At 69.9% G+C, this 21888-nt stretch carries 28 protein-coding genes; 21 read left to right on the forward strand and 7 right to left on the reverse strand.

Features of this window, described 5'->3' with window-relative positions; all coding sequences use genetic code 11:
* From ABWI04_RS08640 to infA, 3 genes are all read left to right on the forward strand, one after another.
* Positions 1 to 1932, forward strand: coding sequence for an FtsX-like permease family protein (locus ABWI04_RS08640; RefSeq protein WP_353832008.1), 1932 nt, complete (start codon positions 1 to 3; stop codon positions 1930 to 1932).
* Positions 1933 to 2142: 210 nt separating this feature from the next.
* On the forward strand, positions 2143 to 2937 hold the full coding sequence (locus ABWI04_RS08645; protein ID WP_353832009.1) for a GNAT family N-acetyltransferase: 795 nt from the start codon (positions 2143 to 2145) through the stop codon (positions 2935 to 2937).
* Complete coding sequence (gene infA / locus ABWI04_RS08650; RefSeq protein WP_353832010.1) at positions 2934 to 3158, forward strand: translation initiation factor IF-1; 225 nt, start codon at positions 2934 to 2936, stop codon at positions 3156 to 3158. Before ABWI04_RS08645 ends, infA begins: the two co-directional genes overlap by 4 nt.
* Before the next feature lie 140 nt (positions 3159 to 3298).
* Here infA and ABWI04_RS08655 read toward each other — a convergent pair whose 3' ends face one another.
* Both ABWI04_RS08655 and ABWI04_RS08660 read right to left on the reverse strand, forming a co-directional pair.
* Entirely contained in the window at positions 3299 to 3625 is a 327-nt protein-coding gene (locus tag ABWI04_RS08655) for a rhodanese-like domain-containing protein (RefSeq protein ID WP_353832011.1), read from the reverse strand.
* Positions 3626 to 3822: 197 nt separating this feature from the next.
* Positions 3823 to 4251 carry an ATP-binding protein gene (locus ABWI04_RS08660; protein WP_353832012.1) on the reverse strand — a complete coding sequence of 143 codons (429 nt, stop codon included), beginning with the start codon at positions 4249 to 4251 and terminating at the stop codon, positions 3823 to 3825.
* Positions 4252 to 4349: 98 nt separating this feature from the next.
* Between ABWI04_RS08660 and ABWI04_RS08665 the strand changes: the two genes are divergently transcribed.
* From ABWI04_RS08665 to ABWI04_RS08700, 8 genes are all read left to right on the forward strand, one after another.
* A complete protein-coding gene (locus ABWI04_RS08665) occupies positions 4350 to 5159 on the forward strand; it encodes a helix-turn-helix domain-containing protein (protein WP_353832013.1) in 810 nt (269 codons plus the stop codon).
* Positions 5159 to 5359 (forward strand): DUF397 domain-containing protein, encoded by a 201-nt coding sequence (locus ABWI04_RS08670; RefSeq protein ID WP_353832014.1) that lies wholly within the window; start codon positions 5159 to 5161, stop codon positions 5357 to 5359. The genes ABWI04_RS08665 and ABWI04_RS08670 overlap by 1 nt, the downstream gene beginning before the upstream one ends.
* Positions 5360 to 5619: 260 nt before the next feature.
* A complete protein-coding gene (locus ABWI04_RS08675; protein WP_353832015.1) occupies positions 5620 to 5766 on the forward strand; it encodes a hypothetical protein in 147 nt (48 codons plus the stop codon).
* Positions 5766 to 6728 carry an MvdC/MvdD family ATP grasp protein gene (locus ABWI04_RS08680; protein WP_353832016.1) on the forward strand — a complete coding sequence of 321 codons (963 nt, stop codon included), beginning with the start codon at positions 5766 to 5768 and terminating at the stop codon, positions 6726 to 6728. Before ABWI04_RS08675 ends, ABWI04_RS08680 begins: the two co-directional genes overlap by 1 nt.
* Positions 6725 to 7861, forward strand: coding sequence for a methyltransferase domain-containing protein (locus ABWI04_RS08685; protein WP_353832017.1), 1137 nt, complete (start codon positions 6725 to 6727; stop codon positions 7859 to 7861). Before ABWI04_RS08680 ends, ABWI04_RS08685 begins: the two co-directional genes overlap by 4 nt.
* A 282-nt stretch (positions 7862 to 8143) precedes the next feature.
* Positions 8144 to 8542, forward strand: a complete 399-nt coding sequence (locus tag ABWI04_RS08690; RefSeq protein ID WP_353832018.1) for a restriction system modified-DNA reader domain-containing protein — start codon at positions 8144 to 8146, stop codon at positions 8540 to 8542.
* 237 nt (positions 8543 to 8779) lie between these two features.
* Entirely contained in the window at positions 8780 to 8950 is a 171-nt protein-coding gene (locus ABWI04_RS08695) for a DUF397 domain-containing protein (RefSeq protein ID WP_353832019.1), read from the forward strand.
* A gap of 208 nt (positions 8951 to 9158) precedes the next feature.
* Entirely contained in the window at positions 9159 to 9458 is a 300-nt protein-coding gene (locus ABWI04_RS08700) for a hypothetical protein (RefSeq protein ID WP_353832020.1), read from the forward strand.
* Between the two features lie 118 nt (positions 9459 to 9576).
* On the opposite strand, the gene ABWI04_RS08705 is transcribed toward ABWI04_RS08700, so the two are convergent.
* Both ABWI04_RS08705 and ABWI04_RS08710 read right to left on the reverse strand, forming a co-directional pair.
* Positions 9577 to 10686: a winged helix DNA-binding domain-containing protein gene (locus ABWI04_RS08705; protein ID WP_353832043.1), complete on the reverse strand. Its 1110-nt coding sequence runs from the start codon at positions 10684 to 10686 to the stop codon at positions 9577 to 9579.
* A 126-nt stretch (positions 10687 to 10812) separates the two neighbouring features.
* Positions 10813 to 11778, reverse strand: a complete 966-nt coding sequence (locus ABWI04_RS08710) for a hypothetical protein (RefSeq protein WP_353832021.1) — start codon at positions 11776 to 11778, stop codon at positions 10813 to 10815.
* A 92-nt stretch (positions 11779 to 11870) separates the two neighbouring features.
* On the opposite strand from ABWI04_RS08710, the gene ABWI04_RS08715 reads away from it, so the two are divergent.
* The 4 genes from ABWI04_RS08715 to ABWI04_RS08730 all read left to right on the forward strand — a co-directional run bounded on the left by ABWI04_RS08715 (position 11871) and on the right by ABWI04_RS08730 (position 14244).
* Positions 11871 to 12350 (forward strand): macro domain-containing protein, encoded by a 480-nt coding sequence (locus ABWI04_RS08715; RefSeq protein WP_353832022.1) that lies wholly within the window; start codon positions 11871 to 11873, stop codon positions 12348 to 12350.
* 112 nt (positions 12351 to 12462) lie between these two features.
* Complete coding sequence (locus tag ABWI04_RS08720) at positions 12463 to 12960, forward strand: pyridoxamine 5'-phosphate oxidase family protein (protein WP_353832023.1); 498 nt, start codon at positions 12463 to 12465, stop codon at positions 12958 to 12960.
* Between the two features lie 40 nt (positions 12961 to 13000).
* Entirely contained in the window at positions 13001 to 13618 is a 618-nt protein-coding gene (locus ABWI04_RS08725; RefSeq protein ID WP_353832024.1) for a barstar family protein, read from the forward strand.
* A gap of 92 nt (positions 13619 to 13710) precedes the next feature.
* Entirely contained in the window at positions 13711 to 14244 is a 534-nt protein-coding gene (locus ABWI04_RS08730) for a UbiA prenyltransferase family protein (RefSeq protein WP_345170986.1), read from the forward strand.
* A gap of 113 nt (positions 14245 to 14357) precedes the next feature.
* Here ABWI04_RS08730 and ABWI04_RS08735 read toward each other — a convergent pair whose 3' ends face one another.
* From ABWI04_RS08735 to ABWI04_RS08745, 3 genes are all read right to left on the reverse strand, one after another.
* On the reverse strand, positions 14358 to 14669 hold the full coding sequence (locus ABWI04_RS08735; protein WP_353832025.1) for a hypothetical protein: 312 nt from the start codon (positions 14667 to 14669) through the stop codon (positions 14358 to 14360).
* 226 nt (positions 14670 to 14895) lie between these two features.
* Positions 14896 to 15765 carry an acetamidase/formamidase family protein gene (locus tag ABWI04_RS08740; protein WP_353832026.1) on the reverse strand — a complete coding sequence of 290 codons (870 nt, stop codon included), beginning with the start codon at positions 15763 to 15765 and terminating at the stop codon, positions 14896 to 14898.
* 437 nt (positions 15766 to 16202) lie between these two features.
* The gene (locus ABWI04_RS08745; protein ID WP_353832027.1) at positions 16203 to 16658 is read right to left on the reverse strand and encodes a hypothetical protein; all 456 of its coding nucleotides are present in this window, start codon (positions 16656 to 16658) and stop codon (positions 16203 to 16205) included.
* A 155-nt stretch (positions 16659 to 16813) separates the two neighbouring features.
* On the opposite strand from ABWI04_RS08745, the gene ABWI04_RS08750 reads away from it, so the two are divergent.
* The 6 genes from ABWI04_RS08750 (at position 16814) to ABWI04_RS08775 (ending at position 21876) form a co-directional block, all read left to right on the forward strand.
* Positions 16814 to 17464, forward strand: a complete 651-nt coding sequence (locus ABWI04_RS08750; RefSeq protein WP_353832028.1) for a DUF998 domain-containing protein — start codon at positions 16814 to 16816, stop codon at positions 17462 to 17464.
* Between the two features lie 57 nt (positions 17465 to 17521).
* On the forward strand, positions 17522 to 17893 hold the full coding sequence (locus tag ABWI04_RS08755) for a YciI family protein (RefSeq protein WP_353832029.1): 372 nt from the start codon (positions 17522 to 17524) through the stop codon (positions 17891 to 17893).
* Complete coding sequence (locus ABWI04_RS08760; protein ID WP_353832030.1) at positions 17890 to 19131, forward strand: RNA polymerase sigma factor; 1242 nt, start codon at positions 17890 to 17892, stop codon at positions 19129 to 19131. The genes ABWI04_RS08755 and ABWI04_RS08760 overlap by 4 nt, the downstream gene beginning before the upstream one ends.
* Positions 19132 to 19238: 107 nt before the next feature.
* On the forward strand, positions 19239 to 19571 hold the full coding sequence (locus tag ABWI04_RS08765; protein WP_353832031.1) for an ArsR/SmtB family transcription factor: 333 nt from the start codon (positions 19239 to 19241) through the stop codon (positions 19569 to 19571).
* Between the two features lie 34 nt (positions 19572 to 19605).
* Positions 19606 to 20292 carry an NAD(P)H-dependent oxidoreductase gene (locus tag ABWI04_RS08770; RefSeq protein ID WP_353832032.1) on the forward strand — a complete coding sequence of 229 codons (687 nt, stop codon included), beginning with the start codon at positions 19606 to 19608 and terminating at the stop codon, positions 20290 to 20292.
* Positions 20293 to 20448: 156 nt separating this feature from the next.
* Positions 20449 to 21876, forward strand: coding sequence for a sigma-70 family RNA polymerase sigma factor (locus ABWI04_RS08775; protein ID WP_353832033.1), 1428 nt, complete (start codon positions 20449 to 20451; stop codon positions 21874 to 21876).
* The last annotated feature ends 12 nt before the right edge of the window (positions 21877 to 21888 follow it).

The following is a 21888-nucleotide window of genomic DNA, read 5'->3' on the forward strand; positions in this document are numbered from 1 at the left end:
GTGCTGCGCATCTCCGCCAGCACCGTCCGGGACCGCTGGCCGCTGTTCGCCGGGGCACTGCTGACCGTCTCCCTCGGCGTGGCGCTAGTCCAGTCGTCGGTGCTCGTGCTGCTCTCGACGGGCGAGCCGAAGATCCCGCCGGGCGCCTCGGACCGGACGGCCGAGCAGATCCGGGAGGGGTACGTCGGGGCCGCGACGCTGCTGGGCATGGCCACGCCGCTGGCGATGTTCCTGGCGGTGTTCATCGTGGGCTCGACGTTCGCCTTCGCCGTGGAGCAGCGGCGCAAGGACCTGGCCCTGCTGCGCATGCTCGGCGGGAGCCGTCCCCAGCTCGTCCGGCTGCTGCTCGGCGAGGCGTTCCTGCTGGGGCTGGCGGGAAGCGGCATCGGGATCCTGCTGGGCGTGCCGGGCACCTGGCTCCAAGCCCGGCTGCTGATCCGGATCGGGCTGCTCCCCCACGGCTTCTCCGCGCACTGGTCCGCCGGGATCCTGCTGGTGTCGCCGATCGTGGGGATCGGCGTCGCGGTCTTCGGAGTGCTGTCGGCGTCCTACCGGGCGGCCCGGGTCCGTCCGTTGGACGCCCTGCGCAACGCCCCGCGCGCGACCCGGGTGATGACCGCCGGCCGCTGGCTGTCGGGCGTGTCCTCGCTGGCGCTGACGGTCATGCTGGTCACGGCCGGGCACGGCGCCGACCTGCTCGGCGTCCTGCTGATCGCGATGGGCGTGTCGGTGTTCGGGTCGATCGCCCTCAGCGCGCTGAGCCCCCTCGCCGTCCCGCTGGTCGGCCACGTGCTCGGGACCGCGCTGCGCGCCGGCGTCCTCGGTGAACTGGCGCAGGCGAACCTCCGCGACGCCGTCCGGCGCAGCGCCTCGACGGCCGCGCCCGTCATCGTCCTCGTCGGCCTGCTGGTCGGCCTGACCGGGGCGCTGAACTCGCTGGCCCGGGCCACCGGCGCGGACCTCGAACGGATCACCGCGGCCGACCTGGTGGTCACCTCGACCGGGGCCGCCGCGGCCCGGATCCCGCAGGTCCCGGGCGTCGCCCTGGCGTCCCCGCAGAGCCAGGTCGAGATGTCGGTGACGTCCCGGCACCGCGTGGAAGGCCGCTCCTACCGGCAGACCCGCTATTCGGGCATCACCGCCGTGGATGCCCCCGCCTACCGGCGCACCCACCGCCTCACCCTGCGCTCCGGCTCCCTGGACGCCCTGCACGGCCGCACCATCGCGATCGGCCCCCAACTGGCCGCCGAAGGCGTCCGCAACGGCGACGTCACGGCACGGGTCGGCTCCCGCAAGCTCGAACTGCGCATCGTCGCGCGCCTACCGGAAGTCCTGGAGAACGGCAGCGACAACTTCCTGGTGCCGCGCGACCTCATTCCCGCCTCGATGCTCGCGGACGCGCCCACCGAGACCCTGGTCCAGGTCGCGCCCGGCACGTCGCCGCAGGCCGTCGCCTCGCGGATCCGCGCCGCCAAGCTCGGCGAGGTGCGAACCCTGCGCCAGTGGGCCGATGCCAGGGTCGCGGAGCAGCAGCGCGGCACGACGGGGATCATGTCCGTCCTGATGGGCATGTCCGGCCTGTACGCCGCCATCGCGGTCGTCAACGCCGTCGTGATCGCCGCCGCCGAGCGCCGCACCGAGTTCGCCGTCGCCCGCGCCACCGGCCTGACCCGCGCCCAGGTCGTCCGGATGGCCGTCATCGAGTCCGCCGCGGTCACCTTCATCGGCCTGTCCCTGGGGGTCGTGGTCGCAGCGGGGGCTTTGGCGGGCTTCGTCCCGGCGATGCAGGGGGTGCACATCCTCGCCGTGCCGTGGAGCCTGCTGGGCCTGCTGACCGCGGCCTCCCTGGCCATCACCGCCGTGGCCGCCGCCCTGACCGCGATGGCCGCCACCAGGCCGTCCCTCACGGCACTGGTCGCCGCCCGCGAATAGGACGCGGGGCGCCCATAGAGGTGGAAAAGGGTTGGAGCGGGAGGGCGCCGCGCTGATACCGTCGCGCTCGGCCGTGCAGACGTCGCCAGGAGGTGAGTACCCGTGAACCCTGTCACCCATGGGTGCTCCTTCAGCTCGTCACGGTCCGGCGGCTGACAGTCGGTGTCGCCAGGAGCGCCTGAGATCGAGGCACTCCTGAAGGAGACTCCGATGAACACGAAGCCCTACAGACCCGGCCTGAGCGGGAACGCGGTGGAGATCACGCGCGTCGCGGACAGGCATTGGCACGCACTGGAAGACGACCTGGTGGTCGGCCGCGGGTACGCGGAACACCGGCCCGACGGGCGCCTGTTCGTCAGCATCGACGCCTGGCACGACGCCGCGTTCGACCGGCTCGCCGAGGCGATGCCGGCGGAACTCCCGGCGCCGCTGTACACGGTGGTCGACGAAGCCGACGCCGAGCTGACGGCCCGATGGCGGCGGGCCGGTTTCAGGATCCGGCGCCGCGAGTGGGAGTACGTCGTCCCGACCGACCCGCGGGCGACGGGGCTCGGAGGAGCCCTGCCGCCTCCGGGCGTGACGATCGTCCCCGCCGGCCAGGTGGACGAGGACCTGCTGCGGGCGGTCGACCGCGCGATCCGCGACGAGGTCGAGGCGACCGTCGGATGGTGGCAGTCAATGCCCGCGGAGGTGCTTCCCCGCCCCGCGGACGACACCGTCGTCGACCCGTCGAAGTACGCGGTGGCCGCGGCGCCGGACCGGTACCTGGGTCTGATCCGGGTGGTGACGGTCAGACGGCCGCGCATCGGGCTGCTCGCGGTCCGGGCCGGCGAGCAGCGCCGGGGCATCGCGCGCGCCCTTCTGGCCCACGCACTGGGGACGCTCCACCAGTCCGGATTCGACGCGGCCTGGGCCGAGGTCCAGGAGTCCAACCGGGCGGCCTCGGCACTGATCGAGGGCATCGGGGCCCGGTCGGTGAGCAGCAACCTGGAGCTCGTCCGATGACCAGGAACAGGCAGGGCCTCGAACGCGAGGGCAAGGTCGTCGAGTGCCTTCGCGCCGCCATGTTCACCGTGGAGCTCGAGGGCGGACACCGGGTGCTCGCGCACATCAGCGGCAAGATGCGCCAGAACTACATCAAGATCAACCTGGAGGACCGCGTCCTGGTGGAACTCACCCCGTACGACCTGACGCGCGGCCGGATCGTCTTCCGCTACCGCAACTAACGGCGCTCGGGCCCCGGTCACAGGCTTCCCGTGACCGGGACTCATCTCCGGGACGGCCAGGCAGTCGCCACCCGGGCCTCGATCCACGCAGAGGCGGTGCGATGCCGGGGAGGGCAGGGGGCTCTGCCCTCCCCGGCACGTCAAGCCGACTCGGTGGGGAGACCGGCCTCCACCCAGTCCTGGATGCCCTCGCGGTACTTCCGGACGTCGGTGTAGCCGAGAGCGGTGAGCCGATCGGCGACCTGTCCGCTGTTGGGGCACGCCGGGTTGGAGCAGTAGGTGACGATCGCGGCGTCGCGGTCGGGCAGCAGGGTCGGCACCTGGGCGTTGACGTCGGCCAAGACCAGTTCGAGGGCGCCGGGCAGGTGCTGCTTGGCGTAGTACTCGCCGCCCAGGGTGTCGAGGACGGTCACGGTGCCCGCTTCGATCGCTGCCTTGAGCTCGTCGCGGGTGATGAGTGCGGTCATGCCAGTACCCTCCAAGAATCAGGACCGTGGTCCGGTTATTGGTGGATACTAATCGGACCGCAGTCCGTTTGCAAGGGACGGCTCAGACACCAAGCCCGCGCCTGCCGGCGTTGAGCCCGCCCGTCCGGCGAAGCGGGGGAAGCGCGGCCGCACCCAGGGGGGGTCGGGCGCGGCCACTCGCCGGACGGGCGGGGGTCCTAGAGGGCGAGCCGCGCCCAGACGACCTTGCCGCGACCGCCGTTGACGTGCCGGTATCCGCAGCCGCCGGTCGCCAGGAGCCGCACCATCATCAGGCCCCGCCCGCCCTCGGCCTCGACATCGGCGTCCGGCACGACCGGCGGCGCGTGGGACGGGTCCCACACCCGGAACTCGACGGAACCGTCCAAAAGCGTGACCCACGCCTGGATCTCATGCCCCTCCAGGGCGTGCACCACGGCGTTCGTCGCCAGCTCCGACATGATCGTCCGCCCCACATAGTCGAGCCGCGCCAACCCCCACGCCTCACACGCCTGCGACACCAGCGACCGCGTCAGATACACGCTCTCCGGATAAGCCCGCCACCGAAGCTCGAACTCATTCGACGCCTTCGACGGAATCTTGTCCCGCATGTCCCGAATGCCATTCATCCCGGACCGCCTTTCTCCGTGAACCCTGCCCCCCACTTTCCCGTCGCCCGTTACGCTTGTCGCGTTTCGTTCAGTGATCCCTAACCGAAGGATCTTGAATGGCGCGCGTGGACCGACTGGATCCCGATCACAACCTGTGGCACTGGCTGTCCGTTGACCTGCGAGTTTGGCGCGAAGAACGCAACCTTTCCCAGGTGGACGTAGCTCAGATCTGCGGCGTTGACAATTCCACAGTTTCAAACTGGGAATCGGGCAGCGCGAAAATCCCCCATCGACACACCGAAACTCTTGACCGGGTTTGGCGTACTCGCGGTCATTTCACCCGACTTCGTGGACTTGCTGACAGCAGCCACGACCCGAACTGGTTCCAGCAGTTCGCCGCCTACGAGCGGCGAGCTTCAACCATCAGCCCATACTCGGCACTGGTGATTCATGGTCTCCTGCAGACTCCGGACTACATGCGCGCATTGATCGTCGGCGGCCAGAACATCGAGGACGTGGATGGCGCAGTCGAGGAGCGGATGGCACGGCAGGAAGTCCTCTCAGGACAGGATCCGCCGAACCTCTGGGTGCTGATCAAAGAGTCGGTCCTATGGGACGTCATCGGCTCCACGGAGATCATGAGAGCGCAACTCGCCTACCTGATCGAGGTGAGCCAACGCCGTAACGTCGTTGTTCGTGCCGTGCCGCGCAGCGTAGGAGCACACCCAGGAGTTGATGGATCATTCACCCTCCTCGAAGTAGATCGGAGGGGGGTGGCTTGGTCGGCGGCGGTCGGCGGCGGTCGGCTGGTGACGGACCCTGCCAAGGTCCATGACTACCGGGTACGGTATGACCGAATTGGCGCTGATGCCCTGTCGCGGGATTCCACGCGAATTCTCATAGCCAAGGTCATGGAGGCCCTGTGATGAGCAAGCCGATTTGGCGCAAGTCCCTGCGGAGCGGCACAGGCGGTGCTGGCGGCGAAGAATGTGTTGAGGTGGCCGCTCTCGCGGGGGGACGCGGCATCAGGGACAGCAAGGCACCCGACACCGGCCACCTCACCCTCACCCCCACAAGCTTCACCCAGCTCATCACCCGCGCAAAGCGCGGAGACCTAGACCTCTAACCCTCCCGACAACGCGGACGGCCTCGCCTTCGACCTACGGTGAAATCGACCGGCCGAAGGCGAGACCGCCTAGGGCCTGCCCATCGAGCGGAGGCCATGCAGTTAGCGGGCCGATATGGCACAAAACAAGCTGTAAAGGACCGTCCACCATGAGCGAGAACCCGTTGGTCCAAGCGCGTGACCGCTTCCCACTCGGCCTCCCGGGGCACGTTGTGCCTGTCAGCCCCCAGCAGCCGACTACCGACGCTCGCCCGTGGGGCATGGACCAGGCCGTCGATCCCGCCCCGGTCCGGGCGATGGGCAAGCACGGCAAGCCCACCAGCACCCGGCAAGAGAAGGTCGCGACCGAGTACACCGACGACAGCAAGACCAAGAAGGACGACTACACGCAGACAGTGACCGACTGATGCCGGCTTCGCTGGTGCTCCTGCTCGCTGAGCAAGACGACGGAGAAGCCGCCTACGTCCGTGATGCGCTCGCTCAACGCGGCGCCCGCGTAGTGCGGTTCGACACCGCGTCGTTTCCGTCGGCGTCCAGCGCGAGTCTCCGCCTAGCCCGCGATGGATGGCAGGGACGCCTGACCACCCCAGACGGGGTCATCCCACTGGAAGACGTCACGGCGGTGTACTACCGGCAACCGCAACCGTTTCGATTCCCGGACACCTTGAGCGAGCCGGAACGGCGATTTGCCACCGTGGAAGCCCGGTTCGGTTTCGGCGGGGTGTTCATGTCGCTGCCCGCCCGTTGGGTATCGCACCCGGCACGGTTAGCCGACGCCGAGTACCGGCCGCTCCAGATGGCCACCGCCGCCCGCTGCGGCTTCACCCTCCCCGCGAGCCTGCTCACCAACAGCCCCAGCGACGCCGAGACGTTCGCCCGTACGCGCGAGGGCGTGGTCTACAAAGCCACCATGCACAAGTTGGTCAGCGAGGCCGACCGGGTGAAGCTGATCTACACAACACGCGTGGACCCGGACGCCATCGACGCCCGGGTGTCCACCACCCTGCACCTGTTCCAGGCCAACATCCGCAAAAGCCATGACGTCCGCCTGGTCGCCACCACCGGCGGTCACACGCACGCTGTCGCGATCTTCACCGACGACCCGCATGGACGCCAGGACTTCCGCACCGCCTATGACACTCTTGGCTACGCCGTCACCGCCGTCCCCTCCGCCGTGGCCGACGCCTGTCACTCCTACCTCTTGGCGCTCGACCTCGCGTTGGGTGTGTTCGACTTTGCGGTGACCGACGACGGGGCATGGTGGTTCCTGGAATGCGGCCCCGGCGCCCAATGGGCCTGGCTGCAAGAACGCACCGGGGCCCCCATCTCCGACGCCATCGCCGACACCCTTCTAGGGGCAGCAGCATGACCGTCCCGTCCGACGCGTGGCGAACCCGCGCACGAGCCCTGGCCGACTTGCTCAGCGACCAAGGCGAAATCACCGACCCTGTGTGGCACCGGACGGTCGCCCGCGTTCCCCGGCACGTCTTCGTCCCCGCCTTCTACTCCAACGACGACCCGCCCGAACTGGTGGACGCCACCGACCCGCGCTGGCTTCGACTCGCCTACTCCAACGACACGCTCGTCACCCAACGCAAGGAACATCCCGACCATCCCGGCATGCTGTGGTCCACCAGTTCCAGCACACGCCCGAGTCTGATGCTCCGGATGTTGCAGATCCTGGACGTGGCCGACGGCATGACCGTTCTGGAGATCGGCACCGGCACCGGCTACAACGCCGCGTTGCTGTCCGAGCGGCTCGGCTCGTCACAGGTCGTCAGCGTGGACATCGACCCCGACCTGATCAGCGTTGCCCGGAACCGGCTGGCCGATGCCGGATACCGCCCCTCGCTCATGGCGGGAGACGGCTCCCGGGGCTGCCCTGCCCGAGCCCCCTACGATCGGCTCATAGCCACCGTGGCCACCGAACGCGTCCCCTACGCGTGGGTCGAACAGACCCGCCCCGGCGGCATCATCCTGGCCGACGTCCGGCCGCGGGGCATGACATGGGCCGGGGCACTCGCACGCCTCACCGTGGCCGACGACGGCACCGCGACCGGCCCTTTGATCTCCTGCACCTGGGGTTTCATGTCCGCCCGCCGCGACGTCGCGCTACCCGGCGTCCCCGAAGGCGTCCCCATCGACACCAGCATCACCCACACCCGCACGAGCGACGTTGGCCGCGACGCCCTCCGCACTCCTGGGCTGTCCCTGCTGATCTGGCAGCGCCTCCCCGGCCTCAACGCCTTCCCCGGCGCCAGCGCAACCCGGGTCACCACTCCCGACGGCTCATGGGCGAGCGTCACGGGCGGCTCCCCCGCCAAGGTCGAGCACGGCGGCCCGTCCGACATCTGGCGCCACGTCGAAAACGCACACGCCTGGTGGTCCAAGCACGACCGCCCCGACGTCGAGGCTTTCGGCCTCACCGTCAGCCACGACCAGTACCGCCTGTGGTTCCAGACACCCGAAGGCGAAAGCTGGCCGGCCCCCGGACAGCCATAGCCGCGCAGCAGGCGCACACCCCCTCGCGTCCCGCTCCTCCCAGGCGGCCGCTGGCCCACACGTGGGACCGGGACCCGCCGCACCGTCAGCGGCAGGAGCTCACTCCGCGGGAGACTCCTTGGGCTGCTCAAGCGCCTCGGCGATGGCGTTGAACTCGGCGAGTGCGGCCGTCAGGTCCTCGACGATCTCGCGGGCGATGACGGCCGGCGGCAACAGGCTGTCGGCGTCCTCCAGGCTCGGGTCCTTCAGCCACGGAGCGATGTCGAGGTTGAATCCTGCGTCATGCCGTTGGAGCGCATTCTGCGCTTGCTCGGCTACGGCACCACGTCGCCGAGTACGGACACCGAATCAACTCTCCCGCCCTCGCAGGCGCCAAGCGGGGACAACAAGAGACGCAGGCAACAGATCCATGGCACAGTGCGCGACCTCCTAACCGCTGGCCTACTCGAAGCACAGGCGAAAATCGTCTCCACCCGCCGTGCTCACCCAGCAGAAGCGACGGTCTTGCCTGATGGCCGCATCGAGTACGACGGACGCCTCTTCCACAGCCCTTCGGGCGCGGCGGACTACGTAACCAAGCGTTCCGAAAGCGGGTGGACCTTCTGGGCGGTTGAGACCGACACCGGCAGAATGACGCTCGACTCCCTCAGGAAACGTCTCGACCCGCCATCCACAAGCTGATTCGCAGAACGAGAAGCTCGGCGTCGTCGAGGGATGAAGGGCTCGGACGCTTTTTGGCCCTCGCCGGTCTCGCCGAAGGGTGCGGCACCGGGGATAGCGAGGCAGCCCACGCCTGGAACCCTTCCCTCTAACCCTCCCGACAACACGGCCGGCCTCGCCCTCGCCCCCGCTAGAGGACACCGGATCGACAAGGCGAGGCCCGTCCGAGGGCCATGCGCCCACCAGACGGAGATCGCGATGATCGAATGGCGGAAATCCAGCCTCAGCGGTACAGGTGGTGTCGGCGGTCAAGATTGCGTGGAGGTGGCCGCTCTCGCAGAGGGACGCGGCATCAGAGACAGCAAGGCACCCGACACCGGGCACCTCATCCTCTCCCCGAGAGCTTTGCCCAGCTCATCACCCAGGTGAAGCGCGGTGACTTGGACGTCTAACCCTCCCGACCCCCAGTCGAACCGGTCAGATAAACCGGGCAGATCTTGAACCAGACGACTCAAGTCCGGGCGCCGCTGAAGGCCGTCAGGACCGTCAGGGCATGCAGTGTCTCCGAGAGGACCTGGTAGTTCCAGCGCCTCATCCATGCCTCCGCTCGCGTGGGGCGGCGGGTAGTGTCGCCGAGGTGTCAGAGGACGGCTTCACCATCAGGCTTACTTCCGATCAGGCGTTGGTGCTCTCCGACTGGCTCGACCGCATGGAGACCAACGACGAGTTCGACGCGCTGGTGAACGAGGACCGGGCAGTGTGGTCGCCGATCCTCACGATCTCGGGGACATTGGCCACGTCGCTGGGGGAGATCTTCCTGCCGGACTACACCGCTCGCCTGGACGCGGCCCGGGAGCGGCTCAAGGACGCACTCGGCGACCTCGGGCGTCCACCGGCGCCCGCCCGCGACGTTCGTATCCCACGTCCCGATCAGTAGGTCGCGAAGGTGACGCTGATCGCACCGGGCGGGTTCTGCTGTGCTTTCGCAGAAAAGTAGAGCCCATCTCGCACGGTGGCCCCGTCGAGCCTGTGAGGGGCGGCGAAACGGCGACCCATCAGGATTCGAAGCGGATGTTGTGAGTGGTGGCGTCGGCGGCGGCGAAGGCCAGGAGCCGTTCACCCTCCTCGGCCAGCGCGTCCTTGTCTTGCGACGCGAGCTGCTCGTAGGGCCGGACGAGCAGCGTCGCGGTGTCCCGTTCACGATGCAGCTGCCAGTCACCGGCGGTGAACCCGTCCAGGAGCACGATGCCGGGCAGTGGACGGCGCGTGGCGTACTTCTGCGCGAGGAAGGCGTCGGTGATGACGCGGCTGCGGTCGGCGTGCGACAGCAGCAGATTGTCGAAGTCGTACAGAAAACGCGGCGGCGCGGGGGTGTCGGGATCGGGCCGGGGAGCGTCGGGCACGTCGAACAGTTCACGCCCGTCGTCGTCGGTGAAGACGGCCAGGCGGGGACGCAGCCGGTTCACCACCTCCCGCAACCGCGTCAGCCCTGACCACTTCTGCACGTCCTTCACGGACGCGGGGCCGAACGCCGCCAGGTAACGCAGGACCATCTCCTCAAGGGACGCGTCGGCCGCCAAAGATCGGGCCAGCCACGCCTCGGCGGTCGTGTGCGCGATGGGCCCGCTTCGCCCCCACACACCCCGGGGCGGCACCTGCACCAACGCCATCCTGTTGCGGGCCGCGTACGCGAGCGACGCCGCGGCCCGGTCGCCCCATCCCGCCGTCCGGCCGTGTTCGGCGAGCAGCGCGCCGAGTTCCTTGCTCGTACGCGGCTTCTCCTCCACCAACGGCCGGGCGGCGGCGACCAACTCGTCCATGTCCAAGCCCTGGACGGGTTCGCCGTGGGTGTGGTTGGAGAACAGGTCGCGGTCCAGGACGGGCTGGATCAGCGGGCGCAGCCACAGGCAGTCGCGTGCGCTCACCAGGTGGATCGTCGAACGCATCAACGCGATGCGCACGAGTTGCCGGTCGAGGAGCAGCTGCCCGATCTGCTCCGGGCGCACGTCCTCCAGCCGTACGCCCAGGCCCACGTACCACGAGTGCGGCGTCTGCGCCTGGAGACCCACCAGATGCTCCACCGCCTCCACTACGGGCAGTGTCGAACGGGCCAGCAGCAGTTGCCGGTCGAGCGTGGCGCGGTTGAGCGCGCGGCGAGTGAGCATCGGTGTCACACGGGTCAGAGTAGGGCGGAAGAGTTCCCTTGCTTCGCGCCAAGCAGCCCTGCGAAGCCGCATCCCCGGCCTTGGGCAGTTCGGTAGACGGCCGGTCGCGGTGGGTGGCGGCCTTCACTATTGGTCGACGACGTGCACTTTCGGTGCGTGCAGCCGGCGCGGTTCGGTGGGGAGCGTGGCGCGGTTCCTGATGGTGATCAGCTCGTCGTCCCAGCGGGCTTCGCGCAGTTCGGCGTCCGTCATGCTCAGGCCGTCGGGGTGCCGTCCGATGGCGGCGAGGTGTCCGCGGTGGCCCCAGGCCAGCCGTTCGACTTTCCAGCCCGGCCAGGTCTCCCCCACACGCGCGACGAGCCCCGGCGGGACGGTGGCGGTGGTCCAATAACGCAGGCGACGGGCGCGCAGGTCGATGACCGCGCCGTCGGTCACGGCGTCCTCGGCGGCCAAGGGAAAAGGCGCCTCGGCGGCCAGGGCGCCCAGAAGAGACTCCCCGTGATGCGCCAGCAGCGGGACGATCGTGTTGGACAGTTGCCAGTGCGTGAGGGCCGCGTCGGCTTCGATGACGCTGACGAGGCAGGATGCGTCGGCGAGGGCGTCTGCGATCAGTTCGTGGTGGCGGACCGTGATCTGGCGGGTGTCCGGGTCCCAGTCGACAAACCAGTAGTCGCGAGCGGCCGGGTTCACCTCTACGGCCTCGGCCCTCGCCGGTTCGGGCGGGAGTCCGGGGAAGATCAGGCGGCGCAGTTCCTCGTCTCCGCCCCAGGCGTAGGCGACGTCCCAGTCCTCCCAGCCCGGCGTGGCCGCCTGGCGCAGGGCCATGCTCTCGCGGTGGCTGGCACCCGCGGGCGGCATGGTCAACGCGCAGCCGTAGAACCGGTACCGGCGCGTGGTCATGTCCAGGGCGATGCCCTGGCAGGACCGTGCCGTCTTCGGGGCTCCGTCGACGAGCCTGCCGTCGGCCCGGATCCTTTCCACGAGGCCGCTGCGGTCGTCGGCCCCCGTGAGGTGCCACCGGCCGTACTTCTCGTCCAACTCCCAGTGGGAGCCGTCTTCCAGGCGGACGAGATAGGCGGTCCAGCATCCCATCCGCGAACAGTACTGGTCGTACGCCAAGGCGCTCGAACGCGCGCGTGCCCTGACCAGCCGATCTGTCACTGTGTGCGGATATCGTGACGATCATGGCGCAGATCCGCTACCTCCAGGGCGACGCGACCTCCCCCCAGGCCGCAGGACCCAAGGTCATCGCGCACGTCTGCAACAACAGGGGTGGTTGGGGCAAGGGATTCGTCCTGGCGATATCCCGACGCTGGCCGGAGCCCGAAGCCGCCTACCGGCGCTGGCACCGCGACCGCGCCGCCAACGACTTCGGGCTGGGCGCGGTCCAGCTCGTCCAGGTCCGGCCCGACATCTGGGTCGCCAACATGATCGGCCAGCACGGCGTCAAGACCAGCCGGAGTTCCGGGCCGCCGATCCGCTACCAGGCGGTGCGGAAGTGCCTCCACCAGCTGGCCGCACACGCCATCGAGCTCGAAGCGACCGTCCATATGCCTCGCATCGGCTGCGGCCTGGCCGGCGGGCGATGGGACCGCATCGAACCGCTCGTCATCAGCGAGCTCACCGACCCCGGCATCTCCGTCACCATCTACGACACGCCATGAAAAGTTCGAGATCTCGGTGTCGGGGATGTCGAGAACGTGGGGGTGGCTCCGTCCCAGGGGCACGAGCGGCCGAGAACGGGCGCTCGACGGCACCGAGACAGGAGCGACGACCATGGAGCAGCACGAGATCACCGAGATCCTCAACCGGCCGTACAGCCAGGAGCTGCTGGCGCGTGATGTGACGCGGCTGGCCTACGTGGCCAAGGACGGCACGCCGCGCAACGTGCCGATCGCCTTCACGTGGAACGGCTCGGAGATCGTCATGTGCACCAGCAGGAACGCCCCGAAGCTGGCGCACCTGCGCGAGAACCCGATGGTGGCCCTCACGATCGACACCGAGGTGCACCCGCCGAAGATCCTGCTCATCCGGGGGCGCGCCGAGCTCGACGTCGTCGACGGCATCCCGGACGAATACCTCCAGATGAACGGCAGCTACGACATGACGCCAGAGCAGCGCGTCGAGTGGGAGGCCGAGGTCCGCTCCCTCTACGACGGCATGGTCCGCATCGTCGTCACGCCGACCTGGGTGAAGCTCATCGACTTCGAGACCACGCTGCCCAGCGCGGTCGAGGAGCTGGCGCGGCAGCGGGCCGAACGCCAGAGCGCCTGATCCAGCAGCGTGAGAGCCATGCCGTGTCAGAATCCTCGGCATGAGCGCCCCGACCCTCACCGAGCGCAGGCCGCCCTGGGTCGTCTTCACCTCTGGTGACGATTCGTGGGTGGCCTCCGAAACGGCGGCGCTCCAAGAACAGGGCGGGCTCGTCTTCCGACTGGACGGTCGAGAACTGCTCGACCCGGCTTCACTGTTCCGCGCCTTCGCCCGGGAATTGTCCTTCCCCGGTTACTTCGGCCACAACTGGGACGCGCTCGTGGACTGCCTGCACGATTGGCACGGCCCCGGGCACGGCGAGCGGGACGTCGCCGTCCTCGTCGACGACGCCGACGGGTTGGCCGGTGCGGAGTTCCTGGGCCTGCTCGTCTCGGTGCTCTGCCAGGCGGCCTGGAAGGCCAACCTGCAACTCGACGCCGACGGGGTCCCGCACGAGGACAGGAAGCCGTTCGCCTTGCACTTCGTGCTGCTGCTCGACCACACCCCGCCCGCCGTCCTCGCCGAGGCGGCGGCGAGCGGCAGGTCCGCATTGGTCCCCGGCAGCACGGGAATTTCGTTGGACCAATGCGAAACGATCACAATACGCGACCATGATCTACCTCAAAGCCACGACAAAGGATCGGGTCGGCCCCAAGAGGACGGCACAACACCAAAGTAGGTAAGCACCGTTCGACCGGCCGTTAAGTGCAACCGTTTTCGTTGCCGACCCGTGATGTCGCTCTCTTGATCATTCTTGGTACCGTTCCCCGGATGGCGGAAGCCAGCGCGCGGACCGATCTCCTGTATCCGCGCAAGGAAAACCCCTGGGGGGCACGTATGAAGACGGCTCTGCGCCGAACTGTGCTGTCATTGTCAGCACTCACCGTCACCACTGTCGGAACTCTGTCCCTCATGAGTCCGGCCAACGCCGCCGCCGCCTACTCGGTGCCAGGTGTCTGCGGCAGCGGCTACAAAGAAGTGCGAAGCATCGCCCTTTCCGGCTACAACAAGACCGCCGACGGGTGGGGCACCGTCGCATACGTGAAGATCGGCTACAACGCCGGCAACGGCAAGAACTGCGCCTTCACGCAAAAGTCGACGACGAACTACAGCTACGGAAAACTGTCCGAAGTCAGCGTCAAACTGCGGGAGCTGCGCTACGGGGACACCTCCTACGACGTCAACGGGCCTTACCGGTATTTCGCGGGACCGGTCTATGTGTCCGCCCGTAACACCTGCATCAATGTCTGGGGCTGGGAAGACTGGGCAGGCTCGTATGACTTCGGCCCGATAGCCTGCGGCTGAGCGCACCGGTCCAGTCGCCGTGGTCGCGCTGTCCTCGACAGTGCGACCACATCGGTGTCCGCGCCCCCACACCGAAGCCGACGAGGGTGTGTCAGCGGTCAGCATGGCGAGGCTCAGGCGGGAGACTCGCCCCCGGCCGGGTCCTCCAGGAGGACCTCTCCCCAGCAGGCCGTGCCCTCGTCGGTCCAGTGGCTGCCGTGCTGGCAGCCGTCCGAGCCGGTCCAGATCTGCGCCACCACCTGCCGGGGGCTGAACTCCTTCGGCACCGCGTCGTGCACGGTGATCCTCACGAGCCGCCGTCCGTCCTTGGTCAGCACCCTGCAGTCGAGCCTGACGCCCCCCGGAAGCACGGGGTTCTCGTCGGCGCCGATGTCGATGCCGTGGGAACGCGCGATGTCGCGATGTTGAACGGTCGGGGGCCGCATTCCTCTCTCGCGGACGGCGACGCTTTCGCGCCTTCGCAGGTGCTCGTGGAACGAGAAAGCGTCCCGGCGTTGGGCGGCTGATGCCGCCTTTCTGCCGGGACGCCTCGTGCTGAAGGTCCACGGAGCTTCAGATCCCGTGGACCCCCGGGTGTTCACCCTTGCCGTCGCCGTCGCCGCTGTCAGACGGCGGCGACGCCGCAGATCTCAGGGCCCGCCTGCGGCACCGTCAGGAGACGGAGGAACCGGCGGGCCGGTGGTGTCCGCGACCCACGATGGGGACGTCGGCCCCGCCCACGAGCGGGCGCAGCCGGTCCTTGTGGATCTCGGCGATGACGACCTTGTTGACGTTCACCGCCTCGGCGACCTTGAAGTCGACCACGAGGCTGGAGAGCCGGTAGGCCTCGACACCCGTCATTCCCAGGACGCCGACGAGGTAGTCGACGACCTCCTCGGCCGCGATCCGCATGGCCAGGTTGAGATCCGCGTGGATCCCCGTGCACCAGACGTGATCACGGTTCTCCGCGCGGGGGAACTTCAGGGCGCCGCCCTTGTGCACGAAGAACTGGACGGTCACCTTCATCGAGTGCTCGACGGCGGTCTGGTCGACCTCGCCGTGCCCCTGCGCGCCGTGGGTGTCGCCCGTGTAGTACATACCGCCCGGCTGGAAGACCGGGAGGTACAGCGTGGACCCCGCGACGAGATCGCGGAAGTCCATGTTGCCGCCCCACCTGCCGGGCGGGTTGGCGGAGACGGCGCCGACCCGGGTCGGCGGCGCGACCGCCATGATCCCCGCGAACGGCCTGAAGGGGATCTCGATGCCGCCCCCGAAGGCGTAGAACCGCTGCTCGGGATCGAGCCGGAGCAGGCGGGCGGTCCGCCGCTCCAGAAGATCGCCGAGGACCCCGAGGCCGGGGCCGGTGCTGTTCACGCCGTAGGGGACGCGCGGCGAGACATCCAGAACGCGGATCTCCAGCACGTCGCCCAGTTCGGCGCCCTCGACGCCGATCGGCCCCGTGAGGACGTGGCCGCTCGATCCCTCCGGACGCGGCATCGCCGCCACTTCCAGCAGCTCGGGCAGCACCTGGTCGGCGGGCACCCCCAGTGCCCGGAAGTAGGCGATCGGGCCCTCGGGAGCGGTCGCCCCGGTCCAGCTGACGGTGTTGATGGTGACGCACGCGCCAGGCTTGACGGTCAGGACGGGTTCGAGCCGGGGACGAAGAGGCCCCAGCTCGCGGTCTTTCGACTGGTCTCCAGTACCACTGCCTTGGGCAAGCGGGATCGGAGCCTGTCAGGCATCTCACTCATTGCGAGACGTCCTTTCTCGTTTTCGGCGTTCAGCCTTGCCGCCTTGTGCGGCCTTGCAGGTGGGACCGTCCGTTTCCCGCCGCGCCCGGCACGGAGCGTGAGCCGGTCAGCGGGTATCCGGCCGCCTCGCCGGGAGGCCGGCGTTTCGGCGAGGTGGATCCCGCGGGAAAGCGAAAAGCGCCGGGCCCGTTGATCGGGCCCGGCGCTTCTGGTCGTCGTTCGCGGGTGTCAGATGCGGGTCATGGCGGACCTGTATCCGCCGCCGCCGGGGTAGACCCATTCGCCGGTGAGGGCGTCGCCGTCACGGCTGAAGGTGCCTTCGAAGTAGGCGGGGCTGCCCTTGGCGCCGCCCCAGATGGTCAGTTTGTCGCCGGTCAGCTCGTAGACGTAGTCGAGGGTGTTGCCGAGCGAGTCGTAGTACCGCGACATCACGTCCTCGCCCGCGGGTTCGCCGAACGGGCGGAGCTTGCCGATCACTTCGATGCCGGTGACCGGTTCGCCGAACTGGGTGAGGTCGACGTGCTGGAGCAGGAAGTAGCGGCCGGGCATCCACTCGTAGCGGACGGTCCCCTCGGCGCCGCCGGTGACCTTCCAGGTGCCGACCAGGCGGTCGAGGGCCCGCACCTCGGCGCTCGGCTGGTCGCTCTCGTTCGGAACGTTCTCGTTCGGGCTCTTCTCGGACATCGTGTCCTCCTCTTCGCGGGTGTTCGCCGGTACCTCGGAGCGCCCGGACGCTTTCGGACATGACATCGATGTGACGTAGGTCACTTCTGCGGGACGTCGAGATCCGGGGCCCGGTCCCGAGGTAGCGGCGAGAACCCATCGATGAGGAGGAATCCATGACCACCGCCATCGCCCCTTCGGCCGGCGTCCGCCGGACGTCCCGCGTCCTGGTCGCCGGCGCCCTCGCCGGGCCGCTGTTCTTCGCCTCGGCCGTCACCCAGATGGTCATGCGGGACGGCTTCGACATCAGGCGGCACCCGATCAGCCAGCTCGCCACCGGTGATCTCGGCTGGATCCAGATCGTCACGTTCGTGCTCGCCGGGCTGGGCGGCGTCGCCCTGGCCGTCGGCCTCAGGCGCACGATCACCGAGGAGGCCGGGCGGCGGGCACTGCCCGTCCTCGTCGGGGTCTTCGGGGCCGGGCTGGTGGCCGCCGGGCTGCTCCCGATGGATCCGGAGAACGGCTTCCCGGTCGGCACACCGGAGGGGCCGGTCGACCAGATGTCCTGGCACGGGGTCGCGCACTCGGTCGCGGCAGCCGTCGCCTTCACGGCCCTCGCCATCGCGGCCGCCGTGATGACCGTCCGGTGCGTGCGCCGGCGAGCCGTGCTGCCGGCCGTGCTGAACGGGGCCGTCGCTCTCGTCCTGCTGGTGCCCATGTCGCCGGATCACATGAGCCTGCAGATCGCGCTGAACGGCCTGGTCGCCTTCACCTGGACGACCGTCGTCGCACTGTCGCTGCGCCGCCGGAGCACGCACCCGGGCTGACCTGGCTGTACAGCGGGAACCCGGCTCGTGCACTGTGGGACCAAGGGGAGGATCGCCATGAAGTACCTGCTGCTCAGCTACACCCCGGCCGCCGCCTGGGACGCCGCCACCGCCGACGCTCTGTCGGAGGAGGCGCTCGCCGCGTTCGCCGAGTACCAGAAGGTCGAGCGGGAACTGACCGAGACGGGCGAGTTCGTCACCAGCGAGGGGCTCGGCCACCCGGTGGTCAGCACGACGGTGCGCCGGGCGCCGGACGGCGTGGTCGCGACCGACGGGCCGTTCGCCGAGCTCAAGGAGGTCCTGGCCAGCTTCGCCGTGATCGACGTCGCGGGCCGGGAACGCGCCGTGGAGATCGCTTCGCGGATCGTGGAGGTGCTCGGCGAGCCGATCGAGATCCGGCCGATCATGGGGGAGGAGTTCGCGGCGTGAACGGCGACGTCGAGCATCTGCTGCGCGCGGAGGCGCCGCAGGTGCTCGGCGCCCTGGTGCGGCGCTTCGGACGCTTCGACATCGCCGAGGACGCCGTCCAGGAGGCCCTGCTGGCGGCGAGCGAGGACTGGCCTGCCCGGGGCGTGCCGGAAGACCCGCGGAGCTGGCTGATCAGGATCGGCTACCGGCGCATGGTGGACCTGCTCCGCTCCGACCAGGCGCGGCGCCGGCGGGAGCACGAGGCCGGGATGACCGAGCTGGCCATGGGGGCGCCGGCCCGCCGGGCCGGTCCCCCGCCGGAGGTCGACGACAGCCTCACGCTGCTGATGCTGTGCTGCCATCCCGCGCTGAGCACCACGTCGCAGGTCGCGCTCACGCTGCGCGCGGTCGGCGGCCTGACGACCGCCGAGATCGCGCACGCCCACGGCACGACCGAGGCCACCATGGGGACGCGGATCAGCCGCGCCAAGCAGCGGCTGGCCCGCGCCGGCGCCCGCTTCACTCCCCCGACCGACGCCGACCGGGACGCGCGGATGGCCGCCGTGATGCGGGTGCTCTACCTCGTCTTCAACGAGGGCTACACGGCCACGGCCGGGCGGGAGCTCGCCCGCGTCGACCTGACGCGGGAGGCGATCCGGCTGGCCCGCATGCTCCACGCCTCGCTCCCGGGCGACGCCGAGGCGACGGGCCTGCTGGCGTTGATGCTGCTCACCGATTCGCGGCGCCGGGCCCGCACCGGCGCCGACCGCGAGCTGGTGCCGCTGGACGAGCAGGACCGCACGCGCTGGGACCCGGACCTGATCCGCGAGGGCACCGAGCTGATCGACGGCGTCTGGAACCGCGGCGCGGCGGGCCCGTACCGGCTTCAGGCGGCCATCGCCGCCGTGCACGCGGCGGCCGCGTCGCCGGAGGAGACCGACTGGCCGCAGATCGCGATGCTGTACCTCTGGCTCGAACGCCTCACGCCCACCGCGCCGGTCCGGCTCAGCCGCGTGGTGGCGGTCGCCCGAGCGTTCGGACCGGCCCGGGGCCTGGCCCTCCTGGACGACCTCAACGGCCGGCACCGCCTGGACCGCGACCCCCTCACGCGGCAACGCGAGCGCGCGGTGCGCGCCCACCTTCTGCAGATGACCGGCGACGACGCGTCCGCCGCCGCTCTGTACCGCCAGGCGGCCGCCCTGACCGAGAACCAGGTGGAGCAGCGCTACCTGCTCGGCAAGGCCGACCGCCTCGACTGACCACGGCATGTCCGGTCGCTGCGGGGGCGGCGGCCGTGAGTCCGGCCGCCTCGGCTCAGGTATCGAGATATCGTGGTCTGTCGGTTCGACTGTGAGGGAGATGGCTGATGGCCGCGGCGGCGGAGTTGGGGCCGGAGGAGCTGATCGACGTGTTCAAGGCCCTCGGCAATCCCGCCCGATTGCAGATCATGCAGTGGCTGAAGGAGCCCGAGCGGCACTTCGGCGAGTGGGAGCCGATCGCGGACCGCGAGGAGGTCGGCGTGTGCGTCACGCACATCCAGGCCAAGGCGGGGCTCGCCCAGTCGACCGTCTCCAGCTACATGAGCACGCTCGAACGGGCCGGGCTCGTGCGGGCGACCCGGGTGGGCAAGTGGACCCACTACCGGCGGGACGAGGAGCGGCTGGCGCGGCTGGCGGAGGCGCTCGCCATCACCATCTGATTGACGAATCGCGATATGTCGATATGATTTCCCCATGTCGACCTCGGATGCCACTCCCCTCGCCCTGATCGTCCACGCCCATCCCGAGCCCCGCTCGTTCAGCACCGCCCAGATGACCACGGCGGCCCAGGCCCTGCGCGAGGCCGGTTACCGCGTCGACGTCCTCGACCTCTACGCCGACGCCTGGGCCCCGACCCTCGCCCGCGACGACTTCCCCTCGGTGGAGGGCCACTTCAAGCCGCAGGCCGAGCAGATGCGCGCGGTCAGGGAAGGGACGCTCGACGCGACCGTCCAGGCCCACCTCGACCGCCTGCTCGCCGCCGACCTGCTCGTGCTGTCGTTCCCGATGTGGTGGTTCTCGCTGCCCGCGATCCTCAAGGGATGGGTGGACCGCGTCTTCGCCATGGGGGCGGTCTTCGGCGGCGACCACGGTCTCTTCGAGAACGCGGCCCTCGCCGGCAAGCGAGCGATGCTGTTGTTCACGACCGGCGGTCCCAGCGAGATGTTCCAGCCTGGCGTCTTCGGCTCCATGGACGACTTCCTGTTCCACATCCATCGCGGAATGCTGGAGTTCGTCGGCTACCGGGTGCTCGACCCCGTGGTCACCTATGGACCGGCCCACATGACCGACCAGGAACGAGCGGCGGCGCTGGAGACGGTCAGGGAGTCCGTCACGCTCATCGCGGCGGATCCCGCGTCGCGCGACGCCTCACTGGTGTGAGCCGCTCCCGCCGGTGAACCGCGGGACGCGCCGCCGGGCCGGACGGCCCGCCCACCCGCTCGGATATGTCCTAGTTTTTCTGTAATCGACGGGAGGGTGGCGGGGTCTCTTCTGGCGTGGCCGAACGGTTCGGTCCGGTGGCGCGAAGGGATGCGGATGGACGGCGGCGAGGAGCGGCTGGTCGCGGCGGCGCAGGCCGGCGACGCGGCGGCGAGGGAACGGCTGGTGTCGACCTGCCTGCCGCTGGTGTACAACGTCGTCGGCCGGGCGCTGGACGGCCACGCGGACGTGGACGACGTCGTCCAGGACACCATGCTGCGGATGCTGAACGGCCTCGGCGGCCTGCGCGACCCGTCGCGGTTCCGGTCCTGGCTCGTGGCGATCGCGATGAACCAGGTGCGGCGCCGGTGGTCGGCGAACCGGAGGCGCCCCGCCGTCGGCCTGGACGCCGCGCACGAGATCCCCGACCCCGGCGGCGACTTCGTCGAGACCACCATCGTCCGGCTCGGGCTGTCCGGGCAGCGCAAGGAGATCGCCGAGGCCACCCGGTGGCTGGACCCCGCCGACCGCGACCTGCTCTCGCTGTGGTGGTTAGAGGTCTCGGGCGAGCTGACGCGCACCGAACTCGCCGCGGCCCTGGACGTGAAGCGGCGCCACGCGGCCGTGCGCGTGAACCGGATGAAGGAGCAGCTGGAGACGGGACGGCTCGTGGTCCGCGTGCTCGCCGCGACGCCGCCGTGCCCGGGCCTCGCCGAGGTGACGGCCTCGTGGAACCGGCGGCCCACGCCCGTGTGGCGCAAGCGGATCGCCCGCCACGCGCGCGGCTGCGACGCCTGCCGCGCGCACCGGCGCAGGCTCGCCCCGGCGGAGGCGCTGCTCGCGGGCATGGTCCTCGTCCCGCCCCCGGCCCGTCTGTCGGCGGCGGACCTGGCGAACGCCAAGCTGTCGGGCGCGGACGTCGCCCTGCACGCCTCGCGCGGGGCCCGGACGGCGGCGATCGTCGGGACGGCCACGGTGGCGGCGGTCGCGGTGGCCGTCTGGTTCTTCGCCGTGCCCGGCGACGAGCCGCCCCCGGCCGCCGCGCTCCCGAGCGCGCCCGCCGCCACTCCGAGCGCGGCGCCGACCTCCTCCGAACGTCCGTCGCCCACCCCGTCCAAGACCCGACGCTCGCCGAAGCCGCGCAAGACGTCCACGGCGCCCCTCAGCCCGGGACGCCAGGTCGTCCGCCTCGCCAACATCCAGCGGGCCAGGCACGGGTGCCGTCCCCTGCGCGAGAATCCGAGGCTGACCAGGGCGGCCCAGAGGCACTCCGCCGACATGGCGGCGCGGCGCGTGCTCTCCCACGACGGCGCGGGCGGGCAGGATCCGGGCGCCCGCATCACCGCCGCCGGATACCGGTGGCGGGCCTGGGCGGAGAACATCCAGCAGGGCGCCGCGACGCCGTCCTCGGCGGTGTCGAGCTGGATGACCAGCACCTACCACCGCGCCAACATCCTCAACTGCGACTACACCGAGATCGGCGTGGGCGTCGCGTCCGGCCCCGGCGGCCCCTGGTGGACGCAGGACTTCGCCTCACCTCAGTGAGGCGTGCGCGCC

It is taken from the genome of Actinomadura sp. NPDC000929 (assembly GCF_040492065.1).
Lineage (GTDB): Bacteria > Actinomycetota > Actinomycetes > Streptosporangiales > Streptosporangiaceae > Spirillospora > Spirillospora verrucosospora.

What these genes read in the sequence shown, in the direction of transcription:
- ABWI04_RS08645 (WP_353832009.1), top strand. Translation starts at nt 2,143, where the DNA reads ATGAACACGAAGCCCTACAGACCCGGCCTGAGCGGGAACGCGGTGGAG.
- infA (WP_353832010.1), top strand. Translation starts at nt 2,934, where the DNA reads ATGACCAGGAACAGGCAGGGCCTCGAACGCGAGGGCAAGGTCGTCGAG.
- ABWI04_RS08655 (WP_353832011.1), bottom strand. Translation starts at nt 3,625, where the DNA reads ATGACCGCACTCATCACCCGCGACGAGCTCAAGGCAGCGATCGAAGCG.
- ABWI04_RS08660 (WP_353832012.1), bottom strand. Translation starts at nt 4,251, where the DNA reads ATGAATGGCATTCGGGACATGCGGGACAAGATTCCGTCGAAGGCGTCG.
- ABWI04_RS08665 (WP_353832013.1), top strand. Translation starts at nt 4,350, where the DNA reads ATGGCGCGCGTGGACCGACTGGATCCCGATCACAACCTGTGGCACTGG.
- ABWI04_RS08670 (WP_353832014.1), top strand. Translation starts at nt 5,159, where the DNA reads ATGAGCAAGCCGATTTGGCGCAAGTCCCTGCGGAGCGGCACAGGCGGT.
- ABWI04_RS08675 (WP_353832015.1), top strand. Translation starts at nt 5,620, where the DNA reads ATGGACCAGGCCGTCGATCCCGCCCCGGTCCGGGCGATGGGCAAGCAC.
- ABWI04_RS08680 (WP_353832016.1), top strand. Translation starts at nt 5,766, where the DNA reads ATGCCGGCTTCGCTGGTGCTCCTGCTCGCTGAGCAAGACGACGGAGAA.
- ABWI04_RS08685 (WP_353832017.1), top strand. Translation starts at nt 6,725, where the DNA reads ATGACCGTCCCGTCCGACGCGTGGCGAACCCGCGCACGAGCCCTGGCC.
- ABWI04_RS08690 (WP_353832018.1), top strand. Translation starts at nt 8,144, where the DNA reads ATGCCGTTGGAGCGCATTCTGCGCTTGCTCGGCTACGGCACCACGTCG.
- ABWI04_RS08695 (WP_353832019.1), top strand. Translation starts at nt 8,780, where the DNA reads ATGATCGAATGGCGGAAATCCAGCCTCAGCGGTACAGGTGGTGTCGGC.
- ABWI04_RS08705 (WP_353832043.1), bottom strand. Translation starts at nt 10,686, where the DNA reads ATGCTCACTCGCCGCGCGCTCAACCGCGCCACGCTCGACCGGCAACTG.
- ABWI04_RS08710 (WP_353832021.1), bottom strand. Translation starts at nt 11,778, where the DNA reads ATGGGATGCTGGACCGCCTATCTCGTCCGCCTGGAAGACGGCTCCCAC.
- ABWI04_RS08715 (WP_353832022.1), top strand. Translation starts at nt 11,871, where the DNA reads ATGGCGCAGATCCGCTACCTCCAGGGCGACGCGACCTCCCCCCAGGCC.
- ABWI04_RS08720 (WP_353832023.1), top strand. Translation starts at nt 12,463, where the DNA reads ATGGAGCAGCACGAGATCACCGAGATCCTCAACCGGCCGTACAGCCAG.
- ABWI04_RS08725 (WP_353832024.1), top strand. Translation starts at nt 13,001, where the DNA reads ATGAGCGCCCCGACCCTCACCGAGCGCAGGCCGCCCTGGGTCGTCTTC.
- ABWI04_RS08730 (WP_345170986.1), top strand. Translation starts at nt 13,711, where the DNA reads ATGGCGGAAGCCAGCGCGCGGACCGATCTCCTGTATCCGCGCAAGGAA.
- ABWI04_RS08735 (WP_353832025.1), bottom strand. Translation starts at nt 14,669, where the DNA reads ATGCGGCCCCCGACCGTTCAACATCGCGACATCGCGCGTTCCCACGGC.
- ABWI04_RS08745 (WP_353832027.1), bottom strand. Translation starts at nt 16,658, where the DNA reads ATGTCCGAGAAGAGCCCGAACGAGAACGTTCCGAACGAGAGCGACCAG.
- ABWI04_RS08750 (WP_353832028.1), top strand. Translation starts at nt 16,814, where the DNA reads ATGACCACCGCCATCGCCCCTTCGGCCGGCGTCCGCCGGACGTCCCGC.
- ABWI04_RS08755 (WP_353832029.1), top strand. Translation starts at nt 17,522, where the DNA reads ATGAAGTACCTGCTGCTCAGCTACACCCCGGCCGCCGCCTGGGACGCC.
- ABWI04_RS08765 (WP_353832031.1), top strand. Translation starts at nt 19,239, where the DNA reads ATGGCCGCGGCGGCGGAGTTGGGGCCGGAGGAGCTGATCGACGTGTTC.
- ABWI04_RS08770 (WP_353832032.1), top strand. Translation starts at nt 19,606, where the DNA reads ATGTCGACCTCGGATGCCACTCCCCTCGCCCTGATCGTCCACGCCCAT.
- ABWI04_RS08775 (WP_353832033.1), top strand. Translation starts at nt 20,449, where the DNA reads ATGGACGGCGGCGAGGAGCGGCTGGTCGCGGCGGCGCAGGCCGGCGAC.